This window comes from Pseudoduganella sp. HUAS MS19 (assembly GCF_053615455.1).
This window is the reverse complement of record NZ_CM132133.1, coordinates 1,413,442-1,429,802: the sequence shown is the minus strand read 5'-3', so window position 1 is coordinate 1,429,802 and position 16,361 is coordinate 1,413,442. Positions and strand designations below refer to the sequence as shown.

General features: G+C 67.2%; 10 protein-coding genes and 2 pseudogenes. 10 read left to right on the top strand and 2 right to left on the bottom strand.

Annotated elements, in window-relative coordinates; genetic code table 11:
• Positions 1–2 precede the first annotated feature (2 nt).
• The 7 genes and pseudogenes from ACWBU6_RS06650 to ACWBU6_RS06620 all read left to right on the top strand — a co-directional run bounded on the left by ACWBU6_RS06650 (position 3) and on the right by ACWBU6_RS06620 (position 8,036).
• Positions 3–875: an SDR family oxidoreductase gene (locus ACWBU6_RS06650; protein WP_452648035.1), complete on the top strand. Its 873-nt coding sequence runs from the start codon at positions 3–5 to the stop codon at positions 873–875.
• A complete protein-coding gene (locus tag ACWBU6_RS06645) occupies positions 875–2,518 on the top strand; it encodes an acyl-CoA carboxylase subunit beta (protein ID WP_452648034.1) in 1,644 nt (547 codons plus the stop codon). The genes ACWBU6_RS06650 and ACWBU6_RS06645 overlap by 1 nt, the downstream gene beginning before the upstream one ends.
• 13 nt (positions 2,519–2,531) lie before the next feature.
• Entirely contained in the window at positions 2,532–3,689 is a 1,158-nt protein-coding gene (locus tag ACWBU6_RS06640) for an acyl-CoA dehydrogenase family protein (protein WP_452648033.1), read from the top strand.
• On the top strand, positions 3,686–5,692 hold the full coding sequence (locus ACWBU6_RS06635; RefSeq protein WP_452648032.1) for an ATP-binding protein: 2,007 nt from the start codon (positions 3,686–3,688) through the stop codon (positions 5,690–5,692). The genes ACWBU6_RS06640 and ACWBU6_RS06635 overlap by 4 nt, the downstream gene beginning before the upstream one ends.
• A gap of 10 nt (positions 5,693–5,702) precedes the next feature.
• Positions 5,703–6,533 carry an SDR family oxidoreductase gene (locus ACWBU6_RS06630; protein ID WP_452648031.1) on the top strand — a complete coding sequence of 277 codons (831 nt, stop codon included), beginning with the start codon at positions 5,703–5,705 and terminating at the stop codon, positions 6,531–6,533.
• Positions 6,526–7,101, top strand: a pseudogene (locus tag ACWBU6_RS06625) (AMP-binding protein); the annotation flags it as partial. The gene ACWBU6_RS06630 and the pseudogene ACWBU6_RS06625, both read left to right, overlap by 8 nt.
• A 122-nt stretch (positions 7,102–7,223) precedes the next feature.
• Positions 7,224–8,036: a class I adenylate-forming enzyme family protein gene (locus ACWBU6_RS06620; protein WP_452648030.1), complete on the top strand. Its 813-nt coding sequence runs from the start codon at positions 7,224–7,226 to the stop codon at positions 8,034–8,036.
• On the opposite strand, the gene ACWBU6_RS06615 is transcribed toward ACWBU6_RS06620, so the two are convergent.
• Complete coding sequence (locus ACWBU6_RS06615; protein WP_452648029.1) at positions 8,033–8,512, bottom strand: hypothetical protein; 480 nt, start codon at positions 8,510–8,512, stop codon at positions 8,033–8,035. The two genes, ACWBU6_RS06620 and ACWBU6_RS06615, sit on opposite strands and share 4 nt — an antisense overlap.
• Positions 8,513–8,635: 123 nt before the next feature.
• Positions 8,636–9,247, bottom strand: coding sequence for a TetR family transcriptional regulator (locus ACWBU6_RS06610; RefSeq protein ID WP_452648028.1), 612 nt, complete (start codon positions 9,245–9,247; stop codon positions 8,636–8,638).
• Between the two features lie 55 nt (positions 9,248–9,302).
• Between ACWBU6_RS06610 and ACWBU6_RS06605 the strand changes: the two genes are divergently transcribed.
• From ACWBU6_RS06605 to ACWBU6_RS06595, 3 genes and pseudogenes are all read left to right on the top strand, one after another.
• Complete coding sequence (locus ACWBU6_RS06605; protein ID WP_452648027.1) at positions 9,303–12,101, top strand: valine--tRNA ligase; 2,799 nt, start codon at positions 9,303–9,305, stop codon at positions 12,099–12,101.
• A gap of 292 nt (positions 12,102–12,393) precedes the next feature.
• Positions 12,394–15,006: pseudogene (locus tag ACWBU6_RS06600) on the top strand (alpha-amylase); the annotation flags it as partial.
• Between the two features lie 142 nt (positions 15,007–15,148).
• Positions 15,149–16,246, top strand: coding sequence for a carbohydrate binding domain-containing protein (locus ACWBU6_RS06595; protein WP_452649536.1), 1,098 nt, complete (start codon positions 15,149–15,151; stop codon positions 16,244–16,246).
• Positions 16,247–16,361 lie beyond the last annotated feature (115 nt).

The following is a 16,361-nucleotide window of genomic DNA, read 5'->3' as shown; positions in this document are numbered from 1 at the left end:
CAATGTACCGATCGATCTTCAAACCCGGCCTGTTCGACGGCCGCACCATCGTGGTCACGGGCGGCGGCAGCGGCATCGGGCGCTGCACGGCGCACGAACTGGCGGCGCTGGGCGCGCACGTGCTGCTGGTGGGGCGCGACCCGGCCAGGCTGGACGCCGTAGGCGCCGAGATCGCGCGTGCCGGCGGCGCCGCCCACGGCTACAGCTGCAATATCCGCAGCGAGGAAGCGGTGCGCGCGCTGGTGGCGCGCCTGGCGGCCGAGCATGGGCCGCTCTACGGCCTGGTCAACAACGCGGGCGGGCAATTCCCGGCGCCGCTGCGCGAGATTTCGCACAAGGGCTGGGAGGCGGTGCTGCAGACCAACCTGACCGGCGGCTTCCTGCTGGCGCGCGAATGCCTGAACCAGAGCATGGCCGAGCATGGCGGCGCCATCGTCAACATCGTGGCGGACATGTTCGGCAGCATGCCCAATATGGGCCACTCCGGCGCCGCGCGCGCCGGCATGGTGAGCCTGACCGAGACCGCCGCCTTCGAGTGGGCGCAGTACGGGGTGCGGGTGAACGCGGTGGCGCCGGGCTATATCGCCTCATCCGGCATGGACCAGTATCCGCCCGCCATGCGCGAGACCATCCGCGCCTTCCCGCGCACGGTACCGCTGCACCGCTTCGGCACCGAATCGGAAGTGGCGGCGGCGATTGCCTTCCTGCTGTCCGACGCGGCGGCCTTCATTACCGGCACCACGGTGCGCGTCGACGGCGGCCGGCCGAACGTGCGGCCGGGCATGCCGATGCCGGGGCCGCGCCAGGCCGGCGCCACGGCCGCCTTCAACGGCTTTCACCTGGCGGCCACGCCGCGCGTGCTGGAGGGCGAGTGATGCCGGCGCTGGAGAGCCGCATCGTGCCGCAGGCGGAAGCCTTCCAGGCCAACCGCGCGGCGCTGGAGGCGCAGCTGGCGCGCCTGCGCCAACTGGAAGCGCGCACGCGCGACAAGTCGGCCGCCTCGGCGCCGCTGTTCGCCAAGCGCGGCCAGTTGCTGCCGCGCGAGCGCCTGGGCGCCCTGCTCGACCCCGGCGCTCCCTTCCTGGAGATGGCGACATTGGCCGGCTACTTGCTGGACCATCCCGATCCCGAACGCTCGGTGCCGGGCGGCGGGCTGGTGGGCGGCATCGGCTTTGTCAGCGGGGTGCGCTGCATGGTGGTGGCCGACGATTCGGGCATCGATGCCGGCGCCGTACAGCCGATGGGGATCGAGAAGTTCCAGCGCCTGCAGCAGGTGGCGCTGGCGCAAAAGCTGCCCTTCATCCACCTGGTCGAGTGCGCGGGCGCCAACCTGCTGGACTACAAGGTCGAGACCTTCATCCACGGCGGCAGCGGCTTTTACTGGCTGGCACGCCTGTCGGCGGCCGGGCTGCCGGTGATCAGCGTGGTGCACGGCTCGAGCACGGCGGGCGGCGCCTACATGCCGGGGCTGTCCGATTACGTGGTGATGGTGCGCGAACGCGCCAAGGCCTTCCTGGCCGGCCCGCCGCTGCTCAAGGCGGCCACCGGCGAGCTCGCCAGCGAGGAAGAACTGGGCGGCGCGCAAATGCACGCGGCGATTTCCGGGCTGGCCGAATACCTGGCCGAGGACGACGCCGACGCGCTGCGCATCACGCGCGAACTGGTGGCAAGCCTGGCCTGGAACGCCGCGCCGGCGGCGTCCGGCGCGCCGCACCAAGCGCCGCACCAAGCGCCATACGAAGCGCCGCGCTACGACGCCGGCGAACTGCCAGGCATCGCCCCTTGCGACCAGCGCAAGCCGCTCGACATGCGCGAGGTGATCGCGCGCATCGTGGACGGCTCGGCCTTGCTCGAGTTCAAGCCCGGCTACGGCGCCGCCACGGTGGCCGGCCATGCGGCCATCTGCGGCATGGCGGTGGGCATCGTCACCAACAACGGCCCGCTCGACCCGGCCGGCGCCACCAAGGCGGCCCACTTCATCCAGCTGTGCTGCCAGTCCGGCACCCCGCTCGTTTTTCTGCAGAACACCACCGGCTTCATGGTCGGCAAGGCCTACGAGCAGGCGGGCATGATCAAGCACGGCGCGAAGATGATCCAGGCGCTGGCCAATGCCAACGTGCCGCGCATCACGGTGCATTGCGGCGCATCGTACGGCGCCGGCAATTACGGCATGTGCGGGCGCGGCTTCATGCCGGACTTCTGCTTCAGTTGGCCCAATGCGCGCACCGCCGTGATGGGCGCCGAGCAGGCCGCCACGACCATGGCCATCGTGATGGAGGGCAGCATGCGGCGCAAGGGCCAGGAAGTCGACCAGGCGGCCATTGCCGCCATGCGCGCGAAAGTGATCGACACCTTCGAGCGCCAGACCGACGCTTTCACCACATCCGGACGCCTGCTGGACGACGGCGTCATCGATCCGCGCGACACGCGCAAGGTGCTGGCCTGCGTGCTGGCAGTGTGCGAAGAAGCGCGCCGGCGCGAGCTGCGCCCGGTGCAATTCGGCGTCGCCCGCCCATAACACTGGAGACCCCATGGAATACAGCCATGAACACCTGGAACTGCAGCGCAACCTGAAACGCTTCATCGACACCGATATCAACCCCTTGGTCGACGAATGGGAAGCGGCGGAGATTTTCCCGGCCAGCGAGGTATTCCGCAAGCTGGGCAAGCTGGGCATGCTGGGCGTGTCCAAGCCGGTGGCATTCGGCGGCCTGGGCCTGGACTACTCGTACTCGATGGCGATGGCCGAAGCGCTGGGCCACATCCGCTGCGGCGGCGTGCCGATGGCGATCGGGGTGCAGACCGACATGGCCACGCCGGCGCTGGCGCGCTTCGGCTCGGACGCGCTGCGGCGCGAATTCCTGGCGCCCGCCATCAGCGGCGAGGCGGTGGCCTGCATCGGCGTGTCTGAGCCGGGCGCCGGATCGGACGTGGCGGCCATCCGCACCACTGCGCGCAAGGACGGCGGCGACTACATCATCAACGGCAGCAAGATGTGGATCACCAACAGCCTGCAGGCGGACTGGATGTGCCTGCTCGCCATCACCGGCGACGGCCCGGCCCACCGCAACAAGTCGCTGATCATCGTGCCGATGGATACGCCCGGCATCAGCGTCGGCAGGAAGATCCGCAAGATCGGCATGCACTCCTCCGACACGGGCCTGATCCACTTCGACGAAGTCCGGGTGCCGCAGCGCTACCTGGTGGGCGAGGAAGACAAGGGCTTCACTTACCAGATGCTGCAGTTCCAGGAAGAGCGCCTGTGGTGCGCGGCCAACATCGTGCAGCAGATGCAGAACTGCATCGACGCCACCATCGAATACACGCGCGAGCGCAAAATCTTCGGCGCCAGCGTGCTGGATAACCAGTGGGTGCACTTCAAGCTGGCCGAAATGCAGACCGAACTCGAATCGCTGCGCGCCCTGGCCCACCGCGCCTGCGGCCTGTATATCGGCGGCGCCGACGTCACCGAACTGGCTTCCATGGCCAAGCTGAAGGCGGGCCGCCTGGCGCGCCAAGTCACCGACGGCTGCATGCAGTTCTGGGGCGGCATGGGCTTCACGCTGGAGAACCCGGTATCGCAGTTCTACCGCGACGCCCGCCTGACGTCGATCGGCGGCGGCGCCGACGAAGTCATGCTGGGCATCATCTGCAAATACATGGACATCCTGCCGGGCCGCAAAGCGTGAGCGCCTTCGACACCATCCTGGTCGCCAACCGCGGCGAAATCGCGCTGCGCGTGATGCGCACGGCACGGCGCATGGGCTACCGCTGCCTGGCCGTGTATTCCGACGCCGATGCCGACGCCCCGCACTGCAGCGGCGCCGCCGGCGCGGCCGGCCCGCATGCCGCGCTGCGCATCGGCGGCCCGGCGCCGGCCGACTCCTACCTGAACATCCCGGCCCTGATCGCCGCCGCCCGGGCCGGCGGCGCCGGCGCCGTGCATCCCGGCTACGGTTTCCTGGCCGAGCGCGCCGACTTCGCGCAAGCCTGCGCCGAGGCGGGACTGGTCTTCATCGGTCCGCCGCCCGCCGCCATCGCGGCCATGGGCAACAAGGCCGGCGCCAAGCGCCTGATGCTGGAAGCTGGCGTGCCCTGCGTGCCGGGCTACCAGGGCGACGACCAGTCGGATGAGCGGCTGGCGGCCGAGGCGCGCGGCATCGGCTACCCGCTGATGATCAAGGCTGCTGCCGGCGGCGGCGGGCGCGGCATGCGGCGGGTGGACGACGCCGGCGCGTTCGGCGCCGCGCTGGCGGCGGCGCGCTCCGAAGCGCTGCACGCCTTCGGCAGCGCGCAGGTGATCTTAGAGCGCGCCGTGATCGAGCCGCGCCACATCGAAATCCAGGTCTTTGCCGACAGCCACGGCAACGTCGTGCACATGGGCGAACGCGATTGTTCGGTGCAGCGGCGGCACCAGAAGCTGATCGAAGAGGCGCCCTCGCCCGCCGTGCCGCCGGCGCTGCGCGAAAGAATGGGCGCCGTGGCGCTGGCGGCGGCGCGCGCCATCGGCTATGTCGGCGCCGGCACGCTGGAATTCCTGCTCGACGGCGATGGCGGCTTCTATTTCATGGAGATGAATACGCGCCTGCAGGTCGAGCATGCGGTGACGGAAGCCATCACCGGCATCGACCTGGTGGAGTGGCAGCTGCTGGTGGCGGCCGGCGCGCCGCTGCCGCTGACGCAATCCGAGCTGGACGCGCGGCGCGCCACCGGCGGGCATGCCATCGAAGTGCGCCTGTGCGCGGAAGACCCGCAACAGGACTTCCTGCCGCAAAGCGGCAAGCTCTTGCGCTGGCAAGCGCCGGACGGCGTGCGCTGCGAGCACGCACTGGCCGACGGCGCGCAGGTGCAGCCGTACTACGATTCCATGCTGGCCAAGCTGGTGGCCCACGGCCGCGACCGCACCGAGGCCTTGCGCCGCTTGCAGCGCGCGCTGGGCCAATGCGTGCTGCTCGGCCTGCCCAGCAACCGCGCCTTCCTGGCGCAATGCCTGGCCCACCCCGTCTTTGCCGCCGGCCGGGCCAGCACCGGCTTTATCGGCCAGCACCTGCCGCCCGGCCAGCGCGGCAGCGCCGCCGCGACAAGCCGCACCTTGGCGGCAGCAGCCACGCTGCTGGCCTGGCACGGCACCCAGCGCCAAGCGCGCCGCTACCCGGCCGAGCTGGCTGGCTGGAGCTCGAGCCACGCCCATGCCCGGCCTTTGCGCTTCATGCTGGACGGCGCCGCGCACCAGGCCCGTGCCAGCGCCGACGGGCCCGGCGCCTGGCGCATCGGCATTGACGGCGCGGCGGCGCCGTTGCGCGCCAGCGTGGCCGGCGCCGGCGCGGGCAGCCTGCAACTGTGCCTCGACGGCCAGCCGGCGGCACTGCATTTCGCCGCCGAACGCGCGCGCCTGTACTTCCTACTGGACGGCATCGAACATGCGCTGGAGGACCTGGGCGAGGCGCCGCCGCGCGTGGCGGGCAACGCTGGCGCCGACGGCCGCATTGCAGCGCCCATGAACGGGCGCGTGGTCGCGCTCCATGTGCGCGAAGGCGAAAGAGTCAGCATCGGCCAGCCGCTGCTGGCCCTGGAAGCGATGAAAATGGAGCACAGTATGCTCGCCACGCGCGACGGCAAGGTGTCCGCGCTCGCCATTGCACTGGGTACGCAAGTGGCGACCGGGCAGCTGCTGCTGGAAATCACCCCCTGACGGAGAGCCCATGACTACGCTGCAAGGCAAGACCCTGTTCATCACCGGCGCGAGCCGGGGCATAGGCAAGGCGATCGCCTTGCGCGCGGCGCGCGATGGCGCCAATGTGATCATCGCCGCCAAGACCACCGAACCCGATCCGCGCCTGCCGGGCACCATCCATTCGGCTGCCGAGGAGATCCGCGCCGCCGGCGGCAATGCGCTGCCGCTGGCGGTCGACATCCGCCAGGAGGAGCAGGTCATCGCCGCCATCGAACAGGGCGCCGCGCAGTTTGGCGGCATTGACATACTGGTCAACAATGCCAGCGCCATCAGCCTCACCAACGCGCAAAGCACGTCGATGAAGCGCTACGACCTGATGATGGACATCAACGTCCGCGGCAGCTTTACCTGCGCCAAGCATTGCATCCCCCACCTTCAGAACGCCAGCAATCCGCACATCCTGACGCTGTCGCCGCCGATCGACCTGAATCCGAAATGGTTCGCCCGCCACACGGCCTACACCACGTCGAAGTACGCGATGAGCATGATCGTGCATGGCCTTGCCGCCCAGCTTGCGGAGGACGGGATCGGCGTGAATGCCTTGTGGCCGCGCACGATTATCGCAACAGCCGCCCTCAACGTCGCGCTGCCCGGCGGCGCCCGGTACGGCCGCACGCCGGACATCATGGCCGATGCCGCCCACCTGATATTGACAAGGGAAAGCCGCGCAACGAACGGCAACTTCTTCATCGACGAGCAGGTCCTGCGCGGCAGCGGCGTCACCGACTTTTCCCGGTACCAGGTGACGCCGGGCGTGGAGCCGATGATCGACCTGTTCGTGGAGGCCGGCCATGACTGAGCGCATGCACGATAGTTTGGGCAATCTCCTTTCCCGCAGCGCACGCCGCAACGGCGCCGCGACGGCGCTGCTGGAGAACGGCCGCAGCATGCCGTACGCCCGGCTGGAGGAGGACAGCAACCGCTTCGCGCACCACCTGCTGGCCAGCGGCCTGCAGCCCGGCGACAAGGTTGCCATGCTGAGCCCCAATTCGATGGACTTTGTGGTGGCCGCATTCGGTATCCTGAAAGCCGGCATGGTATGGGTGCCGGTGAACGCCATGCTGTCGCCGGCGGAAGTTGCCTATATCGTGCAGCATGCGGAGGCGCGCCTGCTGGTGGTGGATGGACAGCTTGCCAGCCATCCGGCCTGGAGCGCGGCATTGCCGGCGCTTGGCATGGCGCTCTTGCGCTGTGGCCCGGGCGCCGACGGCGCGGGCACGCTGGTCCAGGCCCTTGCCGGGCAGCCGGCAACGCCGCCCGCGCTGGAGATCGACGAACACGCGCTGGCCCTGATCATGTACACCAGCGGCACTACCGGCAACCCGAAAGGCGCAATGCACTCGCACCGCTCGGTGCTGTCGGCCGTGATGTCGAACGCGGTGACTGTGTCGATCGTGCCGCAGGACGTGCTGTCTGCCATCCTGCCGCGGCAGCGGGGCTGGCCTGCGGCGCTGCCATCTCGCTCTCGCGCGGTTTCGACCCGGCCACCGTGCTGGCCGCGCTGGCGCGCGACCGCGTCACGCTGGTGGCCGCCCTGCCGGCGATGTACGGCGCCATGCTGGCGTACCCGGCGCGCGCGGAACATGACTTGTCTGCGCTGCGCCTGGCCATCTACGCCATGGCCCCGATGGCGCCGGAACTGCTGCGCCGCCTGACGCAGGAATTCTGTCCGCGCTTTGCCCTGGGCAGCGGGCAGACCGAGATGTTCCCGATGACGGTCTATTTCCCTCCAGAGCAGCAGCACCGCAGCGGCAACTGCTGGGGCCAGGCGACGCCGGTCAACGACACCGCCATCATGGATGCCGACGGGCGCCTGCTGGACCAAGGAGCAGTCGGCGAAATCGTGCATCGCGGCCCGAATGCCATGCTGGGCTACTTCAAGGATCCGGAGGCGACGGCGGCCGTGCGCCGTTTCGGCTGGCACCATACCGGCGACCTGGGCGCCTGGGACGAGGACGGCTACCTGCACTTTAAGGGCCGGCTGAAAGACATGATCAAGACCGGTGGCGAGAATGTACCCGCCATCCGCGTGGAACAGGCGCTGCTCGGCCATCCCGCCGTGGCTGCAGCGGCCGTGGTCGGCCTGCCGCACAGCCAATGGATTGAGGCGGTGACCGCCTTCGTCTGCCTCAAGCCCGGCCAAACCGCGGATGCCGGCGCGCTGCAGGAACATTGCCGCGGCACGCTGGCCGGCTTCGAAATCCCCAAGCACATTGCCATCGCGGATGCCTTGCCGATGACCTCCACCGGCAAGATCCAGAAACACGTTCTGCGCGCCAAGCACCTGGCGCTGTACGGCTAAGCGGAACCCGGCACCGCCGGTGGCGCGGTGCGTTCAGCCTTGCGTTTGGCCGTGCGGAAGGCGTGCGCCTTCGCCGCGTGGCGCAGGCGCAGCGCCGGCGTCCAATCGCAATCGCCGGGAAGCTGCACGTGGATCACCTTCCACGCGTTGCCGACATTGCCAAGGCTGGCCGTCACAAACTGGTTTGGCGAGAGTGGCCGCTCCTGATAGACAAGCTCGCCACAGACCACCTGCGCGAAATGCGGGCCCGCGCGGCTGCAAATGCGCAAGCGTGTTCCATTTGGCAGGAAGATGGTTTTCCAGAACAAGCCACTTGGATCGACAGGCTTGTTGGCGGCGCGCTGCCTTTGCAGCCACTCGCCGATGGCCATGTCGGCCAGGTCCGCAAGGGCGATACCTGTCGCCTGTTCAGCATGGTAATCGAGCAGTGCGCGCAGGGTTGGGAGGCTTACCTCCAAGATGACTCGCGTATTCATACTGAATGCTCCTGAAATTTTTCCCCTTAGAGCGTTATCAGGGCCCAAAAATTCAAGTTTTCAGTAGTTTCAGTGAAAATTTCAGTAGCGTTCAGTAGCAGCCTGCGACAGCGGTGCAAAGGACTACCGAAGCAGGAACCGGATGGCGGACTCGGCCAGTTCATCGATGCTGACGCCAGCCTCGCGCCGGTACCATTGCGCCGACCAGTTCAGCGCCCCGAACAGCCACAGCCGATCAAGCTTGCCCGGCGCCGGCCACTCGCCGGAAGCCTGCAGCTCGCGCAGCACGGCATCCCACAGCGCCTCATAGCGGTCCTTGGCCGCGACGATGCGCAATTGCCCCTCCGGCGACAGCGCGCGCCACTCATACAGCATGACGTAGACAAAATCCTGCCCCGGCGACAGCAAGGTTTCCAGGTGCGTATGCACCAGCCGCCGCAACGCCTCGCGCGGCGGCAAGCCGAGCGCGGCCACCTCCTCGATGCGGGCCAAGGCCTGCTGCATGCCCTCCTCGATCACCGCCTGCAAGATGTCCTGCTTGGACTTGAAGTGATAAAACCACGACCCCGCCTGCACGCCCGCGGCAGCGGCAATATCGCGCACCGTCGTATTGTCAAACCCCTGCGCGCGGAATAACCTTGCCGAAACGGCAATAAGCAGCGGTTTGAGGCTGTCGGAAGCGGCCTGCGCAGGGCGGCCGCGCTTGCGGGGCGGGGGGGAATTGCTGGCGTCCATGTCCCCAGCAATCTACCTTATAATGAAAGTTTTCGCCAAATTTACAGCCCAAATCATGGAATTAGCCAAGTCTTTCGAGCCTGCCGACATTGAACAGTTCTGGCGCAGCGAGTGGGAAAAGCGCGGTTACTACGCAGCCTCCCTCGACCTGAGCAAGCCGTCCTTCAGCATCCAGCTGCCGCCGCCGAACGTCACTGGCACGCTGCACATGGGCCACGCCTTCAACCAGACCATCATGGACGGCCTGACCCGCTACCACCGCATGCTGGGCCACAACACCGCCTGGATCCCGGGCACCGACCACGCCGGCATCGCCACCCAGATCGTGGTGGAGCGCCAGCTGGACGCGCAAAAGGTGTCGCGCCATGACCTGGGCCGCGAAAAATTCGTCGAAAAAGTATGGGAGTGGAAGGAAAAATCCGGCTCCACCATCACCGGCCAGATGCGCCGCATGGGCACCTCCCCCGACTGGCAGCGCGAATACTTCACCATGGACGCCGAGCGCTCCAAAGTGGTGAGCGAAGTATTCGTGCGCCTGTTCGAACAAGGCCTGATCTACCGCGGCAAGCGCCTGGTCAACTGGGACCCGGTGCTGGGCACCGCCGTCTCCGACCTGGAAGTGGTATCGGAAGAAGAAGACGGCTCGATGTGGCACATCAAGTACCCGCTGGCCGACGGCAGCGGCCACCTGGTCGTCGCCACCACCCGTCCTGAAACCATGCTGGGCGACGTCGCCGTGGCAGTCGACCCGACCGACGAGCGCTACACCGCGCTGGTGGGCAAGATGCTCAAGCTGCCGCTGGTCGGCCGCGAGATCCCGGTCATCGCCGACAGCTACGTCGACAAGGAGTTCGGCACCGGCTGCGTGAAAATCACCCCGGCGCACGACTTCAACGACTACGCCGTCGGCCAGCGCCACAACCTGGACATGCCGTCGATCCTGACCCTGGACGCCAAGGTCAACGAGAACGCGCCGGCCGCCTACCAGGGCCTGGACCGCTTCGCCGCCCGCAAGCAGATCGTGGCCGACCTGGACGCGCAAGGCTTCCTGGTCGAAGTCAAGCCGCACAAGCTGATGGTGCCGCGCGGCGACCGCACCGGCGTCGTGATCGAGCCGATGCTGACCGACCAGTGGTTCGTCGCCATGAGCAAGCCCGCTCCTGAAGGCACCTTCAACCCGGGCAAATCCATCACCGAAGTGGCGCTGGAAAAAGTCGCCAGCGGCGAGATCAAGTTCGTCCCTGAAAACTGGAGCACCACCTACAACCAGTGGCTGAACAACATCCAAGACTGGTGCATCTCGCGCCAACTGTGGTGGGGCCACCAGATCCCGGCCTGGTACGACGAGCAAGGCAATATCTACGTCGCCCGCAGCGAAGAAGACGCGCAAGCGCAAGCCGCCGCCAAAGGCGTGACCGGCGCCCTGAGCCGCGACAACGACGTGCTCGACACCTGGTTCTCGTCCGCGCTGGTACCGTTCTCCACCCTCGGCTGGCCGAACGAAACGCCTGAACTGCAGGCCTTCCTGCCAAGCTCCGTGCTGGTGACCGGCTTCGACATCATCTTCTTCTGGGTGGCGCGCATGGTCATCATGACCAGCCACTTCACCAACAAGGTGCCGTTCGAAACCGTGTACGTGCATGGCCTGGTGCGCGACTCGCAAGGCCAGAAGATGTCCAAGTCCAAGGGCAACACCCTGGACCCGATCGACCTGATCGACGGCATCGGGCTGGAAGAGCTGGTAGCCAAGCGCACCACCGGCCTGATGAACCCGAAAGACGCGGCCAAGATCGAAAAAGCCACCCGCAAGGAATTCCCGGAAGGCATTCCCGCCTACGGCACCGACGCCGTGCGCTTCACCATGGCCTCCTACGCCTCGCTGGGCCGCAACATCAACTTCGACCTGGGCCGCTGCGAAGGCTACCGCAACTTCGGCAACAAGCTGTGGAACGCCACCCGCTTCGTGCTGATGAACACCGAAGGCCACGACTGCAGCGCCAATGAAGCCGAGCTGTCGGCCGCCGACAAGTGGATCATCTCGGCCCTGAACCGCGCCGAGCAGGAAGTGCATAAAGGCTTTGCCGACTACCGCTTCGACAATATCGCCTCCACCATCTACCAGTTCGTGTGGTACGAGTACTGCGACTGGTACCTGGAACTGGCGAAAGTCCAGGTCCAGCAAGGCACGCCGGGTCAGCAGCAAGCCACCCGCCACACCCTGCTGCGCGTACTGGAAGTGATCCTGCGCATGGCGCACCCGATCATCCCGTTCGTCACCGAGCAGCTGTGGCAGAGCGTGGCGCCGCTGGCCGGCAAAGGCGGCGACGGCCAGTCGATCATGACCCAGGCCTACCCGCTGCCGAACGAAGCGGCGATCGACGCCGCCGCCGAAGCCTGGATGGGCGAGCTGAAAGGCCTGACCGACGCCGCCCGCAATCTGCGCGGCGAAATGAAGCTGGCGCCATCGGTGCGGGTGCCGCTGATCGTGGAAGCCTCCGGCGACGACAAGGCAAAGATGGCCGCTTTCGCGCCCTACATCCAGATGCTGGGCAAGCTGTCGGAAGTGCAGATCGTCGACGCGCTGCCGGAATCGCCGGCCGCCGTCTCCGTGGTCGGCACCACCAAACTGATGCTGAAAGTGGAAATCGACGTCAAGGCCGAACGCGAGCGCCTGTCGAAAGAAATCGCCCGCCTGCAAGGCGAGATCGCCAAAGCCAACGGCAAGCTGTCGTCGGACAGCTTCGTCGCGCGCGCCCCGGCAGCTGTGGTGGCGCAGGAAAAAGAGCGCGTCGCCACCTTCGGCGCCACCCTGGCCAAGATGCAGGAACAACTGGCCAAGCTGCCAGCGGCATAAAAAATAGGGACGTACCCCATTTTTTGAGCAATGCCCGGTTCCGGCCGGGCATTTTTTACGCCCGATGCGTAGCTAAACTACATCAATCGCGTTGACATGTAGTCAAATCGCCCGTAGTTTACCCCTCTCTACCCCTGCAAACCCGCAGCCAGCGGTAGTAATAGTACATCCGCACCCAAGCAGTCCCGCACAGGGCATCACGCATTGAGACGGTCCAACCGATAGCTGCTATCGCCCCGCTGGCGAGGCGCCCTTGCGCACCCGTTTTTGCAGTTCCCACCTGTGAAAGGAGATGTGCATGCAATCGCGTCTGAAACCGCTGGCCGCCTTCGTAGCGGCCTTGTTTGCCGCCAGCCCGGCCGGCGCCGGCGCCATCCCGGCGGCCCACGTGTACCACAACCACATGCCGAACTTCTGGCCCTTCTACGCCGTCGATCCACTGGCCAAATACAACGCCACGCCAATCGGCGCGCCGGTGCGCTACGCCTACGATGGCGAAGTGATCAAGCTGAAAAACAACCCGCCGGCCGGCTACAGCTACTATCTGCCCGCCGCGCTGGGCGGTGCCATCATGCCGCACGACGACCTCGTCGCCTACTACACGCCGGACGCCAAGACCGGCGCCTACCAGTACTGGCCGATGCAGGTGGCCAACGAGATGCAAAGCTGGTCCGGCGCCAAAGGCCAGGTCCACGTCACCATGTCCGGCGCCGTCATCAACAACGTGCAAAGCCTGGCCACCTTGCAAAACGTGCCCGGCTACAGCAACACCGGCTGGGGCGCCTCATGGCTCAATAGCTGGAACACGCTGAAGACCGCCAATCAGCACCGCACGCTCGACACCGTGCACTTCACCGGCCACCACAGCATGGGTCCCCTGGTCGGTCCCGACTACTTCCTGAAAGACCTGGTCTACCAGAACGTCACGCTGGCCCAGCCCTACTTCCTGGGCAACAGCTTTGTCGCCTCCAGGGGCTTCTTCCCCACCGAACTGGGATTCTCCGAGCGCCTGATCCCAACCCTGGTCAAGCTGGGTGTGCAGTGGTCGGTGATCGGCAACAACCATTTTTCACGCACGCTGAAGGACTACCCCTACCAGAGCTTCGACGCCGCGGGCGACACCCTGACCTCCCCGCCCAACCGCGCCGACCTGCGCAACACCTCCGCCAGCGGCAGCTGGGTCGCCGCCAATATGGCGCACGAACAGCAGGTGGTGGTCAACAAATTCCCCTTTGCCTCCACCCCGCACTGGGTGCGCCACGTCGACCCGGCCAGCGGCGCCGTCACGCGCCTGGCCGGCATCCCTGTCAGCCAGAACGGCTCCTGGCTGGAAGGCTGGGAAGGCGCGGTCACGGTCGACGAGCTGGCGCCCTACGCCGGCCTGGAAGCGCGCCAGTTCTTCGTGGTGGCGCACGATGGCGACAACTCCGGCGGCCGCGCCGGCGCCCTCAGCACCTGGCAGGCCGGCCATGCCAGCACCTGCAGCGGCAACGGCTACTGCCTCGGCATCGACGAATACCTGCGCGCCCAGCCGATTCCCGAAGCCGACGTGCAGCACGTGCAGGATGGTTCCTGGATCGACACCCGCGATTCCTCATCCGATCCCACCTGGTACCACTGGCACTTGCCCTTCCTGATCTGGAAAGGCCAGTTCGCCGACTTCAACCGCGTCACCGGCAGCAACCTGGCGCCCAAGACCAACCTGAAAGGGCAGCAGGAAGGCGCCACCGTGTCCTTCGAATACGGCTGGCACTACCTGGAGCGCAATTTCGCCCTGCTGCAGGCCGCCCTCAACTACGCCAAGACCGCCGAGCAAATCTGGCTGGACAGCCACCCCAGCCACTGGTCGCCCGGCAGCGCGCTCGATCGCCAGGTCACGCACCCCGGCAACCAGCTCAACCCGTGGATGCTGTCCTACCCGGTCAAGGGCGACGCCGCCAACGACTATGCCGGCGGCGCCAACCCGGCCGAACTGGCCTGGTACTTCCTGCTGCCGGCGATGGACTCGGGCTTCGGCTACTACGACGAAAACAAGGACGATTCGGTCAAGCCCACGCTCGCCTTCAACAATTCGCTGGCCTTCTCGCGGCCCTATGTGCAGGCGCGCCTGGCCAGCGACCGCACCGGCCCTTCCGTCTGGTGGCCCCAGCGCTACCCCTACAATCCCGGCTCGGTCAACGCTTCCAAGGCCGAAGGCTGGATCGTGCAGCATTACAGCAATGCCTTCGCCATCTACACCTACGGCCACGACGTGTCGGGCATCGCCAGCGCCACGGTGAAGGTGCGCGTCCACGCCAGCAACGACATCAACGCCGCCGACGACAGCTACAAGGTGTACGATCCGGCGGCGCTGGCCGGCCAGCCCGGCCTGTCGATCAACCCGGCCAACGTCGGGCCCTGGCAGGAAGTGCCGATGCAGGTGCGCGATCTGCAGCCGGACATGAACGGCGTGGCATGGATCCCCACCACGCGCGACACCATCGCCGCACTGCCGGCGCAAGACAGCGGCGACCTGTATTACGCCTACCTCTCCGGCTACCGCAACCAGCTGCTGGACTACTACGTCGAAATGACCGACACCCTGGGCAACGTCACGCGCTCGGAAATCCAGCAAGTGTTCGTGGGCGCCGGCCGCTACCGCGCGGTGGCCGGCGGCTCCGGCTTCACCGAAGACATCAACGGCAGCATCAATGGCGTCCACCCCTTCCTGACGGTAGACAGCACGGCGCCCAGCGCGCCCGGCCAGCCGGCCGGCAGCCAGCTGACCGACCGCTCGCTGGCCCTCGCCTGGACCGCGGCCAGCGACAATATCGGCGTCACCGGCTACAAGGTGTTCCGCAACGGCGTGCTGGCCGGATCGCCCGCCGGCACCAGCTTCACCGACAGCGGCCTGGCGCCCGCCACCGCCTACAGCTACACAGTGAGCGCCTACGACGCTGCCGGCAACCAGTCCGCCGCCAGCCCCGCCCTGGCCATCACCACCCTGGCGGCCGACACCCAGCCCCCCAGCGCGCCCGGCCAGCCCGCCGCCTCCGGCATCACAGCCGTTGCCGCCACCCTGTCCTGGACCGCCGCCAGCGACAACTACGGCGTCGCGCAATACCTGGTGCTGCGCAACGGCAGCCACCAGCTACACCGACAACGCCCTGACGCCCTCGACCAGCTACAGTTATACGGTCAAGGCACGCGATGCGGCCGGCAATACCGGCCCCGCATCGGCCGCCCGCACGCTCACCACCGCCGCCGGCAACCTCGCCACCGTCTACTACCGCCTGCCCGGCGGCTGGAGCCGCGCCAATGTCCACTACAGCCCTGCCGGCGGCACCTGGACCACGGTGCCCGGCGTGCCGATGGCACCGGCCTGCAGCGGCTGGATGTCCTACCGCGCCAGCCTCGGCGCTGCCAACAGCTGGCAGGCCGTATTCAACAACGGCAGCGGCAACTGGGACAACAACGGCGGCAAGAACTATGCGCTGGGCAGCGGCATCTCCGCCGTCAGCGCCGGCACCGTCACCAGCGCCAATCCCTGCGCCGGCGCCGACACGACGCCGCCCAGCGCGCCCGCCGGCCTGGCCGGCAGCAACGTCGGCAGCCAGTCCGCCACCCTGTCCTGGGCCGCCGCCAGCGACAACATCGGCGTCGCCGGCTACAACATCCTGCGCAACAACGCGCAGATCGCCGCCACCAGCGCCACCACTTACAGCGACACAGGCCTGGCCCCCGCCACCAGCTACAGCTATATGGTCCAGGCCTACGACGCCGCCGGCAACACCTCGCCGGCCAGCGCCGCACTGGCGGTAACGACCACGGCGGCAGCGGCTTGCCAGGTCAGCTTCACGATTGCCAACGCCAACACGCTCATGGGGCAGAACCTGTACGTCGTGGGCAACGGCGCAGCCCTTGGCAACTGGAGTCCGGCCAACGGCTTCGCGCTGGCAATCCAGGGCAGCGGCGCCAACGTGCCATGGAGCGGCACCCTCACCCTGCCCGCCGCCACAGCCATCGAATACAAATACGTGAAATGGAATGGCAGCACGGCAGCATGGGAAGGCAGCCAGGGCACCGCCTCCGGCAACCGCGAGTTCAGCACCCCGGCCGCATGCAGCAGCCCCCTGCAGCGCAACGACGGCACCTTCAAGTCCTAAAATAAAAGTCGGGGTCAGCTCCGGCAATCGGACAAAATGTCCGATTGCCGGAGCTGACCCCGACTTTCAAATCTAGAGGCTTCCCTCCAAAAAAAATAGCATGACCGTACGGTGC